The sequence below is a fragment of the Brevundimonas sp. UBA7664 genome, assembly GCF_002483305.1.
Taxonomy (GTDB): Bacteria; Pseudomonadota; Alphaproteobacteria; order Caulobacterales; family Caulobacteraceae; genus Brevundimonas.
The window spans coordinates 80,719-99,898 of the sequence record NZ_DLHQ01000050.1; the positions used below are offsets into that span (position 1 = coordinate 80,719).

Consider the following 19,180-nt stretch of genomic DNA (forward strand, 5'->3'; position numbering starts at 1 on the left):
ACGCACAGGCACTCGACTAACGGCCCTGCAGATAACGGCGTGTTCGGACAACCGGCGCCGTCCGTATTTCAACGACTCCAACAGCGCCGTCAGAACGCTGTGACGCACAAACAATGGGGACTTTCATGATCATCGGTACACGCGGGCTTTCCAGACTTCAGCTGCACGGTGCGCGCGCGCCGCGTTCGCGTTCGATGCTGGCGGGGCTGCTGACGGGTACGGCGCTGGGCTGTTCGTTGATGGTCGCAATGGCGACGCCCGCACTGGCCGATAACGAATGCGGTCCGGCAGGAGCCACGGTGGTGTGTCCCGCCAACACCTACAACACCGGTATCCGCTATGCGAACCTGGCCGAGGCGCTGGCGTTGAACGTCCCCGTGGGCGCGTTCGTCAACACGACGGCGAACTACACTGCAGGTATCGAGGTCCAGGGCGGCAACTTCGACGTCTCCATCTTTCAGCGCGGGCCGATCCGCACATCAGGCCTGGACGCCCCGGGCATCTACGTTGAGACCAATGCGGGGAACGTAACGATCGACGCGGATGACGTCGCGACCACAGGCGATTACTCGACGACGTCCAACTTCGGTGCCGAAGGCATCTTTGTTTACAGCAACACCGGCGATGTATCCGTCACGGCCCGCAATGTCAGCGTCGACGGGTTCGCCACCAGCGCGCTCGCGGTGGTGGTCAACAATGCGGATATTGTCTTTGACATCGACGCCATAACTTCCACGTCTACAAACTCGGCCACCGTCTTTGCGCAGACCCAGGGTTCGGGCGACGTCACCATCACAAGCGGATCGATCGACAGCCGTAACCAGGGGATCGCTGTCTTCGGCGCGGGCGCCGGCACGGTGATCGTCACCAGCGACTCGATCAGTATCGCCAACAGTGATGCCCAAGGCCACTTCGGCATCATCATGGGCGTCAACGCCAAGGACGTGATCGTCGATAGCGGCTCCATCAGCACGACGGGCCTTGCGGCGCGCGGGATAGGCATCACCGCAGCCAGCGTCGACATCACCAGCGACAGTATCGTCACCACCGGCGGGCCGACGACGACCCGTGCCTCGGACGGCATTGCGGTGATCGCATTGACGGGCGACGTCACCATCGACAGCGGCACAATCAGCACCAGTGGCCTGGCAGCGCGGGGCGTGGGCGCGACCGCCAATCTGGGCTCTGTCGATATCACCAGCGGTTCGATCACCACGGCAGGCAACGGCGCCCTCGGGATCCAGGCTTTCGGGTCAACCGGGGTAACCATCGACAGCGGATCCATCTCGACCTCGGGTACGACGAACACGGGTGGCGGTATGACTCGCCAGGCCGATGCGATCTGGGTCACGGGTGGCGCAGGTGCGAACTTCTCCATCACCAGCGACAGCATCACCACGACGGGGGTGGATGCGCGGGGTATCGTGGTCGATGACGACGGCGTGGTTGGCTATGGCGTCAGCAACGCGGCGGCCGGAACGGGCGCTCTGGTCATCGACAGTGGCGGGATCACCACCGGGGGCTTCGGGGCGCGTGGTATGGCGATCAGCCATGCGGGGGCGGTGGATATCGTCTCCGGCACGATCGCCACCGAGGGCGACAGCGCCAGCGGCATCACCCTGTTCGCCTCGGCGGACACGGTCATCAACAGCGGGACGATCACCACCGAAGGCCAGGATGCGTTCGGCATCGAGGTGCGGGGCGCGACCGGCGACGTGACCATCACGTCGGACAGCGTGACCACGCTGGGCGACTATTCGAACGGCCTGCTGGTCTTCGCCGACGATGGCGCGGTCTCGATCACCAGCGGGTCGGTTTCGACGTCGGGCGACGGCGCCACCGGCATTTCGGTGGTCACCAACAGCGGCGCAGTGACGATCGATTCCGGCTTCGTCTCGACGTCCGGCGACTACGTCTATGATGAGCGCGGCGCGGGCGAGGATCGCTTTGCCGAAGGCATCTCGGTCTTCACCGACACGGGCGCCATCTCGATCACCAGCGATGTCGTCAACGTCTCCGGCCTTTACGCCAGCGGCATCGTCGGCATCACCAATAACGCCGACATCACCATCGACAGCGGCGACATCAACTCCACGGCCATCCAGTCGGTCGTGCTGTACGCCCAGGCCGGGGCCGGCGGCGACATCGTCGTCGACAGCGACAGCATCACCGGCATCAGCCAGGCCATGAGCCTGGTTGGCGTCGATGACATCACGGTGCGCAGCGGGTCGGCGGCGACGACGGGCGCTCGCGGTTTCGGCCTGTTTGCTTCGACCACCAGCGGCGTCATCGACATCACCAGCGGCTCGGTTTCGACAGAAGGCATTCGCGGCGCCGGCATCACCGGCCTTGCCAGCGAGGGCATGGTCACGATCGACAGCGATGCCGTCTCGACCACCGGGGCGGGGGCCCTGGGCATTCGCGCCAACGGGCGTGATGGCGTGACGGTGACCAGTGGGACGATCACCACCATCGGCGGCATCAACACCAATGTCGCCAACACCAACACCGCGTCCTCCGATGGCATCTTCGCCCGCAGCGTCCTGGGCGACATCATCATCGACAGCGGGACCATCAACGTCAGCGGCCTGGGCGCCGCCGGCATCAACGCCTTCGCCAACATCGGCAATGTGACGGTGAACAGCGGCTCGGTGACGACGGCCGGCGACTCGACCACGGCCACCGGTGTGACCTTCTTCACCAACGGCATCTACGCCCAGTCCAGCGGCGGCGCCGGCAATGTGTCGGTGACCAGTGGCTCGATCGATGTCTCGGGCGCCCGGGCCTGGGGTCTTTACGCCCGCAGCTTCGGCGGCGCCGTCAATGTCGACAGCGGATCGATCATCACTTCGGGCCTCAGCGGGCGCGGCATCTATGCGGTGGGCCTGACCGACGTCTCGGTGATCAGCGACAGCATCGTCACGAGCGGCGAGAAATCTTCGGCCAACGCCAATGCCGCCGACGGCATCTTCGCCGCCAACCAGACCGGCGACATCACCATCGACAGCGGCACGATCCAGACCAGCGGCCAGGGCGCCGTCGGCATCTACGCCAACGCCCCTCTGGGCGCGGTGAGCATCATCAGCGACAGCATCTCGACCGCTGGCGATCAGGCGGCCGGCATCTGGGTTCAGGCCCCGACCGGCACGATCTCTTTGGTCTCCGGCGATATCGAGACGGACGGCTCAGCCGCTGACGGCATCCGGATTGATGGAGGAGCCGGCGACGTGTCGGTCACCGCCGAGACGGTCAACGTCGCCGGCCTGGGCGCCGAGGCCATCACCATCACCACCACGACCGGCGACATCACACTCGACGTCGGGACCCTCATCAACACCGGCGCTTTCGATGCCGGGATCAACAGGAACGCATCGGGCATTCGGGTGTCCAGCCAGGGTGGAGCGATCGAGGTTACCGCCGATTGGATCGAGCTCGCGTCCATCGACGCCATGGGCATCAATGCCGATACCCAGAACGCCGATATCGCCATCTACAGCGGGTCCATCTTCGGTTCGGGAACGGCGGGCGCGCTCATCGAGGCAAGCACGACAGGCATCGGTCAGATCCTGATCAACAGTGACAGTCTTGCCGGCAGCAGCTTCGGCATCAACGCCAGCGCCGACGACCAGATCACAATCAACTCCGGCTCCATCACCATCGACGGCAGCGCCGCGACGCGGCCGAACAGCGGCATCCTCGCTCTCAGCTCGGGCGGGTCAGTCATCATCGACAGCGGCGAAATCGCGACCACCGCGCCGGGCGGTTTCGGAATCATGGTCCTCGCGGGTGGCGATGCGTCGATCACCAGCGGTTCGATCAGCACCGCAAGCGGTGCAGGCCTGAACTACGAGGGCGTGCTGTACACCGGAAACGGCCTCGACATCACGGCCGCCGGCGACATCACCATCGACAGCGGTTCGGTGTCCACGACGGGTCTGGGTTCCACCGGCATCTTCGCGCAGTCATTCGGCGGCGGGGTGTCGATCACCAGCGACGCCGTCACAACCTCGGGCGACAGTGCAGCGGGCATCCTCGCGCTTGCGTCGGGTGATATCGTGATCGACAGCGGCACGGTGGTCACCAGCGGCGATTTCGATTTCGGCTACGATTTCGCCGCCGAGGGCATCTATGCCGAGAGCGTCTCCGGCGCGATCTCCATCACCAGCGACGACGTGACCGTAGGCGGTTACGCCACGTCGGCCATCGTGGCGTTGACCTCCGACGGAGCGATCACGGTTGACAGCGGCTCGGTGGTCTCAACCTCGACCAATTCCGCGACCGTTTTCGTCCGGGCCCGGGACAGCGGCGCCATTTCAATCTCCAGCGACTCGCTCGTGTCCAACAACCAGGGCGTGGTGGCCAACGGCCAGGATGATGTCATCATCAACAGCGAAGCCATGAGCATCGGCGTCTCGGAGACACCGGAGGCCGGGCACCTGGGAATCTCGGCCGTCACCACCAGCGGAGGCATCGTCATCAACAGCGGCACGCTGTCGACGGCCGGGCTACGGGCTCTTGGCATCGGCGCCACCGCGTCCGAAGGGACGGTCACTGTTGACAGCGGCTCGGTCATCACCCTCGGCGACGGATCGCGCGGCATCAGTGTCGGCGGCCGTGACGGTGTCACCATAATCAGCGACAGCGTGTCGACCTCAGGCGGCCTGTCGGTCGTGAATCCGACCCTGACCCGGAACTCGACCGGCATCTTCGCCATGTCGCAACTGGGCGATGTCACGGTCGACAGCGGTTCAGTCATCACGGCAGGCGAGGGTGCTTATGGCATCAACGCTTTGGCCAACACCGGCTCGGTGAACGTCACAAGCGGCGCCATCGCCACAGCGGGCCTGGACGCGACAGGCCTGTCCGCTTCCAGCCTGATTTCGACCACGGTGGTCAGCGGTACGATTTCCACCACCGGCGACTATGGCAAAGGCATACTGGCGGACAGCCTTGGTGCGGTTTCGGTGACCAGCGAGTCGATCACCACCGCGGGCGGCGTCGCCGATGGCCTGGTGGCGCGCGGCTCCACGGTCATGGTGGATAGCGGGACGATCCGCACGTCCGGCATTCCCGTGGGCGAAGGCATCGCTCAGGAAGCCCACGCCCTGACGGCCTTCTCCAGCGCGGGCAACGCCACCATCATCAGCGACAGCATCACCACCCTGGGAGAATACTCCCTGGGCATCATCGGCGGAGCGACCGACGGAAACCTGTCGATCACATCGGGCAGCATCACCACGGCGGGGTTGAACTCAGCCGCCATCGTGGCCTTCGCCACCCGCGGCAATGTCGCCATCGACAGTGGCTACATCACCACGTCGGGGACGGGGGGTGACGGCATCCAGGCCAATATCGAGGGCCAACTGTCGATCCTCAGCGACTTCATCATCCTGTCGGGGAACTCCTCGACCGGCATCAATGTGGCCGCCGCTGGAGGTCTTTCGATCGCCAACGGATCGATCGTTTCGACCGGCGATTTCTCGGTGGGCATCCGGGCGTCCAGCCCCGAGGCGATGACGATCACGACCGGCGACATCTCAATGAGCGGTGAGGGGTCCATAGGCGTCATCGTTCAAAATCTGAACGATCTGACCCTCAACGTTACGGGCGACGTCACCTCGACGGAGAGCTATGCCGCCTATCTGACCGGTGAGGGCGCAGCCACGATCAACATCACAGCCGGGAGCAGCCTGGACGGGATCACGGGCCTGTATCTGAACACGACCGAAAGCTCGACCATCAACATCCTGGGCGAGATTATCGGTCGCGGCGGGCTTGCGATGGACATCAACGGCGCGGCCGTCACCATCAACAACAACTCCAATACCATTATCGGCGGTGTCCGCCTGACCGACGAGGCCGACACCTTCAACAACAACGGCACCTGGATGGCGTTCGGCGAGAGCGATTTCGGTGACGGTGACGACAATATCGTCAACAACGGACTGTTCGAATCGGCCGGCGGTGACGTCAGCATCATCGGCCTGGAAACATTCCGAAACGAGGGTGTCATCGACCTGCGCGATGGTGTGTTGGGCAACTCGGCCGATATCGGCGGGGCCGCATATGTCGGCGGGGCCGGTTCGACCCTGCTCGTAGATGTCGACTTCTCGACCGGCCAGAGCGACTCACTCGTCGTGGGATCGGCGTCCGGTTCGACCGAGGTCGTGGTCAACAATGTGGCGACCACCGACGGCTTCAGCCCTGGCTTCAGCTTCATCGAGTCAGACACTCCGTTGACGGGCGACGAGTTCTCCCTCGATGCATCGTCCCTCGGCAGCGGCTTCGTGGCGCTGGACCTGCAGTACGATCCGCTCACCAACAGCTTCGTGCTGGCGGCCCTGCCCAGCGACGACTCGGTTTCGATGTTGCGGTTGGGCGCTGCGGCCCAGGACTATGCGTCCAAGTCGGGCGAAGCCTGGACCTCGCGAATGGAAGACGTTCGCGACAGCAACTGGTCGGGTACCGGTCGTCGCGGGCGCACCGAGGCCTGGGGCCAGATCCTGCTCGGCGAGCGCGACCTCGAGCAGGCGGGCACGTTCGATCTGTTTGGTACTGTCGTGGCGCGCGACCTTTCGTCCGAAACCGAGTGGAGTGGCGCTCAGTTTGGTGTTGATCGGGCCCTGAACGTGGCAGGCGACAATCTGATCGTCGGCTTTACCGGCGGGTTCGGGGACTATCGAATGGCTTTCGATCAGTCAGCCACCATCTTCCACCTGCGTGGCTTCAACTTCGGGGGCTATGGCGCCTGGCAGTTGGGCGGTCTCAACCTCAGCGGTCTTGCCAAACTGGACGTATTCGAGGCGACCGCCACACTGCGCGACCTGGGCGCTCGATCCGAGCTGGACGGCCACAGCGTGGATGTCCAGGTCGAGGCCGCCTATCGCCTGACGTTCGGCAACATGTTCTTCGAACCGGTCGCATCGCTTGATTATATCCGCGTTGACCTGGATCAGCTGGCCGTCGCCGGAGCCACGGCAGACTTCGAGACGGCGACCAGCCTGCGCGCCCGCGCTGGCGCCCGCTTCGGCGGAAAGACGATCGTGGGGGCCTACACCCTGACGCCGTCGGTCGGCGTGTTTGCCATTGAGGAGCTGGAGGGCGAGAACGAGATGCTCTTCTCCCTGAACGCCACCAGCTATTCCGTGGCGGACATCCCTTACGACACTCACGGTCGCGCCGACTTTGGCGTCGGCATTGATGGCCCTGCCGGCTTGCAGGCCTTCCTGAAGACCGAAATCGACTTCGGCGACGGAGCCGAGGGCGTCACAGCCCGTATCGGCGCACGCTGGAGCTGGTAGTCTTCATCTGGTGCGAAATGGACTGAAGATTGAAGCACGCCCCGGTCCAAGGACCGGGGCGTTTTTCATTGCAGGCGCTGTCATGTCAGTCCATCGCCGATTTGTCCCACGCCAGCGGGCCGGAGAAGGTCGGTTCGTGGAATTGGGACTTAGGCGCAGATTCCAGGATTGCGAAAAATCCGGATGAGTTTGAAGTGCCGGCGGAGGGCGGTCCTAAATAGCTGAGTTATAAGAGCAAAATTAGGCCGGGTGCGTGGCGGACAGAGAGGGATTCGAACCCTCGGTAGGCTTTCACCTACACACGCTTTCCAAGCGTGCGCGATCGACCACTCCGCCACCTGTCCGTTTCCACGACGCGCGTGAAGCCGCCGGAGGTCGATCCGGCGGGAGGCGAGGCTGATAGAACAACGCGCCCCCCTCGGCAAGCGGCGGATGGCGCCCCATATGGAGGATTGATCGTCCGACCCACCGCGGCCCAAGAGAGTTCCCGCCATGTTGTTCCAGAAATCCCCCGACCTGCCGACCGCCGCCGAGGCCCTGCCGGGCCGATCCTCGCCCCTGCCCACCGATGAGGTCCACTACGTCTCCGGCCGACCCTTGAAGGGGCCGCATCCGGAGGGGTTCGAGACCGCGATGTTCGGCATGGGCTGTTTCTGGGGGGTGGAGCGCATTTTCTGGCAGCTGCCCGGGGTCTGGGTGACGTCGGTCGGCTATTCCGGCGGAATCACGCCCAACCCGACCTATGAGGAAACCTGCACCGGCAAGACCGGCCACGCCGAGGTCGTGCAGGTGGTCTTCAATCCGCACGAGATCCGCTACGGCGACCTGTTGAAGGCCTTTTGGGAGAACCACGATCCGACCCAGGGCATGCGCCAGGGCAATGACGTCGGCACCACCTACCGGTCGGCGATCTACTGGCTGGACGACGCCCAGAAGGCCGAGGCGGAGGCGTCGCGCGACGCCTACCAGGCCGCGCTGGCCAAGGCGGGCCGGGGGACGATCACGACGGAGATCGCGCCCGCCGGTCCCTACTATTTCGCCGAGGACTATCACCAGGGCTATCTGGCCAAGAATCCGGCCGGCTACTGCGGGATTGGCGGAACCGGCGTCGTCTGTCCGATCGGTGTGGGCGTGGAGGCCTGATCATGGATCGCGGCGGGGTCGGCAGGGTCTGCCTGGCGCTGCCCGCCGCGAGGCTGGACCATCCGTTCGGGGACCACCATGACGCCTACCGCGTGGGCGGCAAGATGTTCTGCATGGTCGGCGAGCGCGGCGGCATCTCGTTCAAGGTTTCCGACATCGCCTATGAGGTGCTGACCGAAAGCGGTCACGCCCGCCCTGCGCCCTATATGGCGCGGAACCGGTGGGTGAACCTGCCGCAGATCGACGACTGGGCCGATGAGGAGCTGGCCGAACATCTGTTCATCGCCCACGGCATCGTGGCGTCGAAACTGACGAAGAAGGCGCGGGCGGCGCTGGGCCTCTAGTCCGTGGGCCGCGCCTTCTCCTCCGCGATCCAGCGGTCCATCCGCTCATCCAGCAGGGCCATGGGCAGGGGGCCGTCGACCAGCAGGGCGTCGTGGAACCGGCGCACGTCGAAACGGTCGCCCAGTTCGGCCTGAGCCCGCGTCCGGATCGCGCGCAGGCGGATCTCGCCGATCTTGTAGGCCGTGGCCTGGCCGGGCCAGCCGATGTAGCGCTGCAGTTCGGTCTCTATGTTCAGCGGGGCGAGGGCCGAGTTGTCGCGGAAACAGGCGCGGGCCTGTTCGATGTCCCAGCCCATCCAGTGAATGCCGGTGTCCGACACCAGCCGGCAGGCGCGCCACATCTCGTAGCTGAGGCGGCCGAACCGCTCATAGGGGGTGCGGTAGAAGCCCATCTCCTCGCCGAGGAATTCGGCGTACAGACCCCAGCCCTCGACGAAGGCGGTGACGTCGACGCTGCGGCGGAAATAGGGGCCCGCCTCGGCCTCCTGCTGCAGGGCGATCTGCAGATGGTGGCCAGGCACCGCCTCGTGCAGGGTCAGGGCCGGCAGCTCGTACAGGCCACGCTGGTCGAGGCTGGAGGTGTTGACCATATAGCCGCCGGCGACGCCGTTCTCCAGCGAGCCGCCGTTGTAGCGGCCGGTGGTGTAGTTGGCTTCGATCTCGCGCGGCACCGGGCGCACGCCATAGGGCAGGCGGGGCAGGGTCCCGAACAGGGCCGGCAGGCCGTCGTCGGCGCGCTTGGCCATTTCCGAGGCCTTCTCCAGCAGCTGTTCGCGCGTGCTGGCGTAGAATTGGGGGTCGGTCCGCAGAAAGGTGAGGAAGGACGCGAAATCGCCGGTCCAGCCGGCGGCGCGCAACTCGGTGTCCATGCGGGCGCGGATGCGGGCGACCTCCTGCTGGCCGATGGCGTGAACCTCGTCCGGCGTCAGCTCGGTGGTGGTGAAGCCGCGGACCAACCAGGCGTACAGTTCACGCCCGCCAGGCCTGTGGACCAGGCCGAGGGTCTCGGGCGCGCGGGGCAGATAGTCTTCGCGCAGGAAACGCGCCCATTCGCGCCGCTGCGGCATGACTCCGTCGGCCACGACCCGGGCGGCGCGTTCGCGCAGGGCCGCCTGCTGTGCTGCGGGGATTGAGGCCGGCAGGGTCGCGAACGGCCGCAACAGGGGGTCAGCCCCCGGGTCGAGCGCCGCCTCGGGCTCGATCAGGGTGAGGGCGTTCTCGACGATGGAGCGGGGTTGGACCAGGCCGGTGTCGAGGCCCCGCTGGGCGTTGGCCAACTGGTCGGCATAGACCTTGGGCATGGCTTCCAGCCGGGCGATCCAGGCCTCGGCGTCGGCGGCGCTGGCGATACGGGTGATGCTGGCGACATAGGCCAGACCCTGGCCGGGCCCGCCTTCGGAGTTGAAGGCCTCGATGCGGCCGGTGTCGAGCGGGATGCGGGCGCGCGACCGCTGAACGACGTACGCCATGAAGGCGTGGTTCAGCCGGTCATCGTCGCTCAAACCGTCGGGGTCGATCGCCGCCAGACGGTCAGCGAAGCCCTTCAGCACCGGTTCCTGCGCCTCCTCGAAGGCCCGCGAGGCGTCGGACAGGCGCGACAGGGCGGCGCGGTCGCCTTCCATGCCTGCCGTGACCGGCTCCACCGAACGGAGCCAAGTTTCATAGTCGGCGAGAACCGAGGCCAGCGCGGGGTTCTCGGCATTCCGCACGGCGGTGGGCGGGGTCGTCTGGGCCGTGACGGGTGAACCGGCGGCGGCGAACAGGGCGATGGCGCCGGCGGCGATGACGAACTTCATGAGGTCCCTCCCAGGTCGGGCGGGACTGCACCGGAGCGGCGGCGTCGCGTCAACCGCAGAAGGCGAAGAACCGCTCGATATTGGGTCGGGATTCAGGATGGGGCGCGTAGGCCTCACGCTCCCCGTCCTGCCACAGGGCCATCCAGCCCAGCCGGCGGAAGCGCTGGAACACGGGGGCGGCCGCGGCGGCGGCGGCGGTGAGCAGGACGCCGTCGTGCAGTTCGGACGGTTCGGACAGGGCCGGGAATCGTTCGGTTTCGCCGCCGGCCTCGACAAGGATCTCGGGCTTCGCTTCCGGCCCTCCGATCGCGCTCAACATCAGCCGCCCGCTGCCCGCCCGGCAATCGAGGCCCAGTCGGAGGTCATCGCTCTCGGCCAGTCCATAGACCAGCCGGGCCTCGCCATCGTCCAGATGGTAGAACCAGTCGTAGCCATCGACCGGCGCGGGCGCGCTGCTCACAGCCTCCGGAGGCGTCGTCGTCGGAGCCTCTACCGTGGCGCAGGCTGCTGCGCCAAGCGACAGGCCGGTTAGAACAATCAGGACTCGCGCGTGCATCGACCTCTCCCGATCGGTTCAGCCGATCAGCCAGAGCACAGTTCCGCGAAGCGGCGCAGCTTGGCAAGGTGCGCGGCGGGAACCTCGACCGGGCGGCGCTCATCGCCGACCGCGATCGCCAGCTTTCCGTCCACCGTAAAAGCCGCGAACACCGGGTGGTCAGTCCGCAGGGCGAGCTTGGAAGCGCCGGCCCGCGCCGTCTCCGCCTCGGCGACGGCGGACGCCTCGCCGGCGGTGACCCGCGCCATCCCCGTCAGCGGCGCGCCGCCATAGAGGCTCACCAGAGCCACACTGGTTCCCGGATCACACTCAAGGGTGGCGCGCAGACTGGCGGTGTCGGGCACTTCATTGGCGAGCACCACGGGCGTTGTGTCGGCATACAGCGTCCACGTCCAAGCGGGTTCCGGCGGCGAAGTCTGCGTGGCCAGGGCCGCGATGATGAACAAGGCGATCATGGCTCAGCCCCCACCGATTGGTCCGTCCACTGTTGTGGTCAGACGCGGTCGGAACCGCAATAGGCGAAAAAGTCGCCGATTAGGCGGCGCTCGTCCGGGGTGGCGGACAGTTCGAACTGTCCGGCCTCGGCCGTGACCGCCAGTTTGCCGCTTCGGGCCAGCTGCTGCATGGCCGGATCGCGCACCGAGATCCGCGTCTCGTCAACCATGCCGCCGCTGAGCGGATCAATCGCCGCCGACATCGATGCCTTGATCAGGCGCCGGCTCGCCGGCTGGACGTCGCCATAGACCGTCGCCCGGGCCTGTCCCGGCTCGCAGGTCATCATCAGGGCCAGTTGATCGGAGTTGGCCACGCCATAGGCGAGTTTCGCCAGCGAACCTTCCTGGCTCAGGTGCCAGCCCATCGGAGCCAGGCCGACATGCGCATCCGCATCCGTCGCCTGCGAGCGGGCAGCGAAGGCGATGAGCCCGAGGGCGGCTACGGCGGGAATGGCGATCTTCAGCATGAGGAACCTTCTCGTCTGGTTCCGAAACGCCACATCCCGTTAACGGTTCACGGCTCCGCTTGGACGCCCCTGACCGCATCCCGACGTGTGGCGAATTTATCGCGCGTTCGGCGAACGGCCCTTTTCCCCTGACTGAGGCGAAGCGCCGCCTAGAAGGGGCTGAAGCGCTCCACCAGCGACTGCGCCGCGGGCGCGCCCTGGATCCGGCTGATATCGCCGCGGCCACCATAGCTGATGCGAGCCTCGGCGATCTGGGTGTGGGCGATGGTGTTGGCCGAACTGATGTCCTCGGGCCGCACGATGCCGGCGACGGTCAGTTCGCGGACCTCCCGGTTGGTGCGCACTTCCTGCCGACCCTGGATGACCAGATTGCCGTTGGCCATCACGTCGGTGACGACCGCCGCTATGGTCAGGCTGACCTTTTCGGAGCGGTTCACCGAACCGGTCCCGTTCGAGTTCGATTCGCCCTCCAGCCCGACCAGGTTTTGCGGATCGAAGCCGCCGGGGAAGGCCCGGCCGAGGCTGTTCTCGAGGCCGAAGAAATTACTGATCCCGCCCGAGATGTCGTTGGACCGACTGCGGGCCGTGGAGTTCTGGGTCTGGGCGCGGTCGTCGATATCGATATTGACCGTGACGATATCGCCGATGCGGCGCGCGCGCTGGTCGCCGAAGAAGGTCCGGGCGCCGGTACGCCACAGGCTGTTGGCGCTGGCGGCGCGGTCGGCATGTTGCTGCTCCGGCGACGGCAGGTAGGTCTGGCTGGTCGGTATCAGGGCGGCCGGGTAGCCGATCGGGGCCAGTTCCGGACCGCGCACGGCCTCCATGGCGGTGGAGCAGGCGCCAAGCGAAAGGGCCGCAGCGGTGACGATCAGAACGGTACGCATGGACCTGTATCTCTCTATCGGGCGGTGAGTTGCTGGGAGGCGCGGGCTTCCTGGCCGGCGAGAGCCTGACCGGGGCCGATGGCCACGGTGTCGATGGTGCGGCCGGACTGCAGATTGCGAACCGCCAGACGTTGGCCGGCGGCGGCATTGCCCTCGGCGCGGCCGGTGATGGTCAGGCGGACGCCGCCCACCTCATAGGCGACCTCGACCATGTCGTTGCGGCTGATGACACGGTCGGCATAGGCGGCCCGGACAGACCGCGGAGGGGCGGCGCTGACAGGCGCCTGGTCGGCGGCGGCAGAGGATGGCGGGGCAGGGGAGGCCGCGGATGGCGCCGCCGCGGTGCTACGCACCACCACCCGGCGCAACCCGGCCGGATTTGCCCAGTCGAGTCCGGACTGGCGCGCCAGACTCTGAAGCTGCCCGGCCTCGAAGACGATGGAGGGGCCTGCGCGCGAGCCGATCACGACATCCGAGGCCGCGCCAGCGCCGTCGAACACGTCGCCCAGGGTCACGCGTCCGTCGCTGTCGACCGGATTGGCCTTCAGGGTCACCGGGCCGGCCGTGGCGGCGCCCGCCGTCAGCAGGGCGGCGATCGCGCCGAGGATCAGGGACCTCACGATTTCACCTGCGCGCTGACCGACAGCATCTGGTCGGCAGTGGTGATGACCTTGGAGTTCATTTCGTAGGCGCGCTGGGCGATGATCAAGGCACTGATCTCGGCCACCGCGTCCACGTTCGACGCCTCGGTGTAGCCGTGCAGCAGCTGGCCGAAGCCGACGTCGCCGGGCGTGCCGACATTGGCCGCGCCCGAGGCAGCCGTCTCCATCAGCAGGTTGTCGCCGATCGCTTCCAGCCCTGCCTCGTTGAAGAAGCTGGCCAGCTCGAGCTGGCCGACGATCGACGGCTCGGTCTGGCCTGCGGTGATCACCTGGACCTGGCCCGATTTGGAAATGGTCACGTCCACGGCGTCCTGCGGGATCGAGATGTTCGGCTGCACCGCATAGCCGTCGTCGGTGACCAGCTGGCCCTCGCCGTTGAGCGCGAAATTGCCGGCCCGGGTGAAGGCGGTCTCGCCGGACGGCAGCAGCACCTGGAAATAGCCGCGTCCGTCGATGGCGACGTCATAGCTGCCGCCGGTCTGGGTGGGAGATCCCTGGTCGGTGATGCGATAGACGCTGCCGGCCTTGACCCCCGCGCCGATCTGGATGCCGGTCGGGACCACTGTGCCCTGGCTCGACGACTGCGCGCCCATGCGTTCGACGTTCTGGTACAGCAGATCCTGGAATTCGGCCCGCTGCCGCTTGAAGCCGACGGTGTTCATGTTGGCGATGTTGTTCGAGATGACCTCGACGTTCAGCTGCTGGGCGGCCATGCCCGAGGCAGCGGTTCTGAGCGCGCGCATGTCTCAGTCTCCCTTTCTATGCCCGGCCCAGCCGCTCGACCGAGCGGCGGGACAGGTCGTTGGCGTTCTCGATCATCCGCGTCACGCTCTCGTAGGCGCGCTGGATCTCGATCAGATTGGTGATCTCGAGGATCGGATTGACGTTGGAGCCTTCCAGCATGCCCTGACGCACGCGGGCGTCCGTGGCCTCGATGGCGACGGCGTTGGAGGCGTTGCGGTACAGGCCGTCGCCGCCTTTTTCGAGCGCGGCCAGGGTATCGAAGCGAACCACCGACAGCCGGCCGACCGGCTCGCCGTTCTGGCTGATCGTGCCATCCGCGGCCACGGCGGGTTCGCCCAGCGAGCGGTCCAGAATGATGTCGCCGCCGTCGCCCTGCACGGCCGCGCCGCCCTGGGTGGTCAGCCGGCCTTCGGGGTCGAGGGTGAAGGCGCCGTCGCGGGTATAGGCCTCGCCGGCGCCGTCGTTCAGCTTGAAGAAGGCGCCTTCGCCCTCGATGGCGAAGTCCAGATCACGGCTGGTCTGTTCCAGCGCCGCCTGGCCGTAGTCGCGGCCGACGCCGTTATCCAGCACGAAGCTGACGCCCGGCCGGATGAAGGCGTTGCGGGCCCGCTCGCCGATCTCGGCGCCGAGCAGCAGTTGTTCGACCTTGAAGCCGGTGGTGTCCGCATTGGCGATGTTGTTGGCCACGATGTCGAGCTCGCGGCGCAGCGTCATCTGGCGTGACAGTCCGACATAGGCGGCGTTTTCCACGGGGCGGCTCCTTTCGCCCATCCCCTCGCAATGGTCGTGCCAACAGGGTTAATCCATTGCCGGCGGGCTTCTGGCCGGGATTTCCCACCGTCTCACCCGGCAGGATTTGCCGGTTCTTAGCGGCTCGTTAACCAAAAAACGTTCGTATGGACCGAGAGATTCTCGGGGCACGTTCCATGTTCAAATTCGGCAAGAAGAAGGGCCCAAAGGAAGGCGGGGACGATGCCGGCAACCTGCCCGCCGTTTCCGACGCGCCCCCTGCCGAGGGCGAAGAGGGCGCGCCGAAGAAAAAGAAGCTGCCCCTGCTGTTCATCGTCATTCCGGCCGCGCTGGTCGTGCTGGGCGGTGGCGGCGGCGCGGCCTTCTTCATGATGCAGCCCAAGCCGGCCTCGACGGAAGAGGACGGTCACGGCGCCGAGAAGAAGGGCGGTCATGAGAAGAAGGCCGAAAAGAAGAGCGGGGGACATGGCGCCGCCGACGGTCCGGCCGATCCGGCTTTGGGCGTCATCGCCGAGGGGCCGGACGGCGTCACCTTCCTGACCCTGCCTGACATGGTGGTGAACATCCAGGCGCCGGACGGCCGTCCGACCTTCCTGAAGCTGAAGCTCACCTTGGAGACCCACGACGCCCATGTGGCCGAGCAGCTGCAGGCCGAGATGCCGCGAATGCAGGACATGTTCCAGGGCTTCCTGCGCGAACTGCGCCCTGAGGACCTTGCCGGTTCAGCCGGCAGTTTCCAGCTCCGCGCCGAAATCCTCCGACGGGTCAATCTGATCGCGGCCCCGGGCAAGGTCGACGCCGTTCTGATCGAAGAAATGCTGGTGCAGTAGGCATGACCGACGCGGCTTTCGCCGACAGCGCCGACCCGTTCGCGGAAGCAGCCGATCCGGCGATGGATACGGATGGGGAAGCCCGTTCGGCCACGCTCTCCGAACGGGTTCTGAACCAGGACGAGATCGACAGCCTGCTGGGCTTCGACATGGGCGAGGGCGATGACGGCGAGCGGTCGGGCATCCGCGCCATCATCAACTCGGCCCTGGTGTCCTACGAGCGCCTGCCGATGCTCGAGATCGTCTTCGACCGCCTGGTGCGGTTGATGACGACGTCGCTGCGCAACTTCACCTCGGACAACGTCGAGGTCAGCCTCGACAACATCTCCTCGATCCGGTTCGGCGACTATCTCAACTCCATCCCCCTGCCGGCCATCCTGGCGGTGTTCCGGGCCGAGGAGCTGGACAACTACGGTCTGCTGACGGTCGATTCCAACCTGATCTATTCGATCGTCGACGTGCTGCTGGGCGGACGCCGCGGCACGGCGGCCCTGCGCATCGAGGGCCGGCCCTACACCACGATCGAGCGGGTGCTGGTCCAGCGGATGGTCGAGGTCGTGCTGGCCGACGCCCGCGCCGCCTTCGAGCCCCTGACGCCGGTGCATTTCAGCCTCGACCGGCTGGAGACCAACCCGCGCTTCGCCGCCATCGCCCGCCCGGCCAACGCCGCCATCCTGGTCAAGCTGCGCATCGACATGGAGGACCGGGGCGGGCGTATCGAACTGCTGCTGCCCTACGCCACGCTGGAGCCCATCCGGAAGATGCTGCTGCAGCAGTTCATGGGTGAGAAATTCGGCCGCGACAACATCTGGGAAGGCCACCTGGCCACCGAACTCTGGACCACGGAAACCGAGGTCCGGGCCGTGCTGGACGAGCAGCAGCTGCCACTCTCCAAGGTGCTCGATCTGAAGGTCGGCGACACCCTGATGCTCAACGCCACGCCCGATTCGGACATCTCGGTCCGCTGCGGCTCCATTCCGGTGACGACCGGCAAGATGGGCCGCAAGGGCCAGCATATCGCCGTGCGGATCGAGGCGCCGATCAGCGTCGAGGCCGCCACCAGTCTGACCAAGGGAAGACGCTGATGACCGGAATGATCCTCGACGGCGTACTCATGCTGTTGCTGGTGGCCGCGCTCGGCTACGGCGTGCGGCTGGAAAAGAAGCTGTCGGCCCTGCGCGCCGGCCAACAGGCCTTCGCGACCGCCGTCACCGAGCTCAACACCGCGGCGGGCCGGGCCGAGTCGGCGTTGGCCAGTCTGCGCGCCTCCGGCCACGAGACGGACCTGCTGCACGACCGCATCGTCAAGGCGCGTGAAGTCAGGGCGCAGCTGGAATCGCTGATCGCCCGGGGACCGGACACCCCGAGGGCCCCGGTGCGGGATGTTCCGAAGCCGACGCTGGTCTCCGCCCCGGCGGCCCCCGTCGCCGTGACTGCTGACGACGAACGCGCCCTGCGCATGGCGGCGCTGGCGGAACGCATCCAGGGCATGGCGCCGGCCAATCGCGCGGCCGCCCCCGTCGCCGCCATCCTCGGCGCCCTGACCGCCGGACGGACCGCTAACCAGGCTGCGAAGCAAAGTCTCAACCAGACGCGCCGCAATCTGGACGAAGACCTCTTCGCCGCCTGAGCCTTTTCTCGCCCTGTGCCCGGCGCGCGTCGCCGGGCGGTTTTGGGGCCTATTCGAGTAGCCGATCATGAGCAAGATTCCCCGCCTGCTGCCCCTGATCGCCGTCGCCATCGGCGGGGTGGTCCTGGTTCGCGCCGTCGGCGTCGCGCCCGGCCTGTTCGACGGCGCGAAGGCGTGGGCCGAGGAAGCCGCGCCCGCCGCCGCCGCTGCCGCTCCGGCCGCCGCGATCTGCGCCCTGACGCCCGAGCAACTGGCCCAGCAGGCGGGTATTTCACCGGCCGAGCTGCGCATCCTGCAGTCGCTGGCCGGCCGCCGCACCGAGCTGGACGCCCGCGACGCCGATCTGGCCTCGATGCTGCCGCTGCTGGCCACGGCCGAACAGAAGCTGGACGCCCGGGTGGCGGCGCTGGAGGCCGTGAAGGCCGAGGTCCGGGTCCTGTTGGGCCAGGTCAGCGAGCAGGAGAAGGCCGAGAACGACCGGATGGTGGCCGTCTATTCCGCCATGCGTCCCCGCGAGGCGGCCCGCGTCTTCGCCACCCTCGACGATGATGTCCGTCTGCCGGTCGCCGCCGCCATGCGACCGCGGTCGCTGGCCGCCATCATGGCCCAGATGGATCCCGCCGCCGCCCGCAGCCTGACGGAGAAGCTGTCCCGTCGGTTCGAGGCGCGCCAGCAGCTGGCCGCCCGCGCCGCCGCCGCGTCCGCCGCCGCGGCGGCGGCCTTGGCGGAGCCGCCGCGCAGCTTCAACTTCGGCTGGTTGATCCTGGCGGCCGCCGGCATTGCTGCTGCCTTGATCGCGCTGTTCCTGTACGCACCGCACTGACACAGGCGCCTTGCGTCGGGCTCAGCGCGGCGCCGGTGGTTCCCGCGCGATCTCGGGGTCGGTCACCGCGCGGCGCGCCAGCTGCGCTTCGCGGTGAGCGATGTAGGCGTTGGCGAAGAAGATGATGGCGGCGCCGGCAACGATCCAGGCGTCGAGGTACTCCTCGAACAGCAGGTAGCCGGCAGCGGCGACGATCGGCACCTGCAGGAAGCTGATTGGCGTCAGCATCGATGCCTCGCCGAGCTTCAGCGCGCGCGCCCAGCACATGTGGCCGGCCGTGCCGAAGAACCCTGCCAGCACGATCCACAGCCAGGTGATGCCCTGCGGGTTCTCCCACACCCACAGGGCCGGCAGCAGTGACATCGGCACCCACAACAGGGTGGTGTAGAGCACGATCGCGTCCGGCTTTTCGGTGCGCGAAAGGAACTTGATGCTGATCGCCACCGCCGCGCTCAGCGCCGCCGCCAGCAGCGCTACCAGCACCCCGGGGCTGAACTCCGCACCCGGCCGCAGGATCAGGACCACACCGACGAAACCCAGCGCGACCGCGGTCCAGCGTCGCGCACGCACGACTTCCCCCAGCACCAGGACCGCGCCGATGGTCACGAACAGCGGCGTCGAGTAGGACAGCGAAACCGCCTGCGCCAGCGGCAGGTTCACGATCGCCCAGAAGCCGCAGAGCATCGAGACGATGCCGATGGCCGAGCGGAACACATACAGCGGCAGCTTGGCGGTCTTGAGCAGTCCGCTGCCGTG

The 19,180-nt window shown here is 66.9% G+C and carries 16 protein-coding genes and 1 tRNA gene; 7 read left to right on the forward strand and 10 right to left on the reverse strand.

Translation table 11 applies throughout. The features are described 5' to 3' along the window. The first annotated feature begins 125 nt into the window (after nt 1-125). A complete protein-coding gene (locus B2742_RS12045; protein ID WP_292066579.1) occupies nt 126-7,301 on the forward strand; it encodes a hypothetical protein in 7,176 nt (2,391 codons plus the stop codon). A gap of 254 nt (nt 7,302-7,555) precedes the next feature. Here B2742_RS12045 and B2742_RS12050 read toward each other — a convergent pair. Next, nucleotides 7,556-7,645, reverse strand: a tRNA-Ser gene (locus B2742_RS12050). Nucleotides 7,646-7,793: 148 nt separating this feature from the next. Here B2742_RS12050 and msrA point away from each other — a divergent pair. Further along, nucleotides 7,794-8,444: a peptide-methionine (S)-S-oxide reductase MsrA gene (gene msrA, locus B2742_RS12055; protein WP_292066581.1), complete on the forward strand. Its 651-nt coding sequence runs from the start codon at nt 7,794-7,796 to the stop codon at nt 8,442-8,444. 2 nt (nt 8,445-8,446) lie between these two features. Then, the gene (locus tag B2742_RS12060; protein WP_292066582.1) at nt 8,447-8,788 is read left to right on the forward strand and encodes an MmcQ/YjbR family DNA-binding protein; all 342 of its coding nucleotides are present in this window, start codon (nt 8,447-8,449) and stop codon (nt 8,786-8,788) included. Here B2742_RS12060 and B2742_RS12065 read toward each other — a convergent pair. The 8 genes from B2742_RS12065 to flgF all read right to left on the reverse strand — a co-directional run bounded on the left by B2742_RS12065 (nt 8,785) and on the right by flgF (nt 15,141). Then, nucleotides 8,785-10,584, reverse strand: a complete 1,800-nt coding sequence (locus B2742_RS12065) for a DUF885 domain-containing protein (protein WP_292066585.1) — start codon at nt 10,582-10,584, stop codon at nt 8,785-8,787. The two genes, B2742_RS12060 and B2742_RS12065, sit on opposite strands and share 4 nt — an antisense overlap. A gap of 49 nt (nt 10,585-10,633) precedes the next feature. Further along, entirely contained in the window at nt 10,634-11,044 is a 411-nt protein-coding gene (locus B2742_RS12070) for a hypothetical protein (RefSeq protein ID WP_292066587.1), read from the reverse strand. Nucleotides 11,045-11,166: 122 nt separating this feature from the next. After that, a complete protein-coding gene (locus tag B2742_RS12075) occupies nt 11,167-11,595 on the reverse strand; it encodes a hypothetical protein (protein ID WP_292066589.1) in 429 nt (142 codons plus the stop codon). 38 nt (nt 11,596-11,633) lie between these two features. Then, entirely contained in the window at nt 11,634-12,101 is a 468-nt protein-coding gene (locus B2742_RS12080; RefSeq protein ID WP_292066591.1) for a hypothetical protein, read from the reverse strand. A 149-nt stretch (nt 12,102-12,250) separates the two neighbouring features. Further along, nucleotides 12,251-12,985, reverse strand: a complete 735-nt coding sequence (flgH, locus tag B2742_RS12085; RefSeq protein WP_292066594.1) for a flagellar basal body L-ring protein FlgH — start codon at nt 12,983-12,985, stop codon at nt 12,251-12,253. 14 nt (nt 12,986-12,999) lie between these two features. Further along, nucleotides 13,000-13,605, reverse strand: a complete 606-nt coding sequence (locus tag B2742_RS12090) for a flagella basal body P-ring formation protein FlgA (RefSeq protein ID WP_292066596.1) — start codon at nt 13,603-13,605, stop codon at nt 13,000-13,002. Then, nucleotides 13,602-14,390, reverse strand: coding sequence for a flagellar basal-body rod protein FlgG (gene flgG / locus B2742_RS12095; protein WP_292066598.1), 789 nt, complete (start codon nt 14,388-14,390; stop codon nt 13,602-13,604). Before flgG ends, B2742_RS12090 begins: the two co-directional genes overlap by 4 nt. A 16-nt stretch (nt 14,391-14,406) precedes the next feature. Continuing rightward, a complete protein-coding gene (flgF, locus tag B2742_RS12100) occupies nt 14,407-15,141 on the reverse strand; it encodes a flagellar basal-body rod protein FlgF (RefSeq protein ID WP_292066601.1) in 735 nt (244 codons plus the stop codon). A gap of 176 nt (nt 15,142-15,317) precedes the next feature. On the opposite strand from flgF, the gene B2742_RS12105 reads away from it, so the two are divergent. From B2742_RS12105 to B2742_RS12120, 4 genes are all read left to right on the forward strand, one after another. Further along, complete coding sequence (locus B2742_RS12105) at nt 15,318-15,971, forward strand: flagellar basal body-associated FliL family protein (RefSeq protein WP_292066604.1); 654 nt, start codon at nt 15,318-15,320, stop codon at nt 15,969-15,971. A gap of 2 nt (nt 15,972-15,973) precedes the next feature. After that, nucleotides 15,974-17,056: a flagellar motor switch protein FliM gene (gene fliM / locus B2742_RS12110; RefSeq protein WP_414633064.1), complete on the forward strand. Its 1,083-nt coding sequence runs from the start codon at nt 15,974-15,976 to the stop codon at nt 17,054-17,056. Next, nucleotides 17,056-17,601 (forward strand): DUF6468 domain-containing protein, encoded by a 546-nt coding sequence (locus B2742_RS12115; protein ID WP_292066606.1) that lies wholly within the window; start codon nt 17,056-17,058, stop codon nt 17,599-17,601. Before fliM ends, B2742_RS12115 begins: the two co-directional genes overlap by 1 nt. Before the next feature lie 67 nt (nt 17,602-17,668). Continuing rightward, on the forward strand, nt 17,669-18,424 hold the full coding sequence (locus B2742_RS12120) for a MotE family protein (RefSeq protein ID WP_292066609.1): 756 nt from the start codon (nt 17,669-17,671) through the stop codon (nt 18,422-18,424). A gap of 21 nt (nt 18,425-18,445) precedes the next feature. Here B2742_RS12120 and B2742_RS12125 read toward each other — a convergent pair. Continuing rightward, a partial coding sequence (locus B2742_RS12125; protein WP_292066611.1) for a DMT family transporter occupies nt 18,446-19,180 on the reverse strand: 735 nt, incomplete at its 5' end.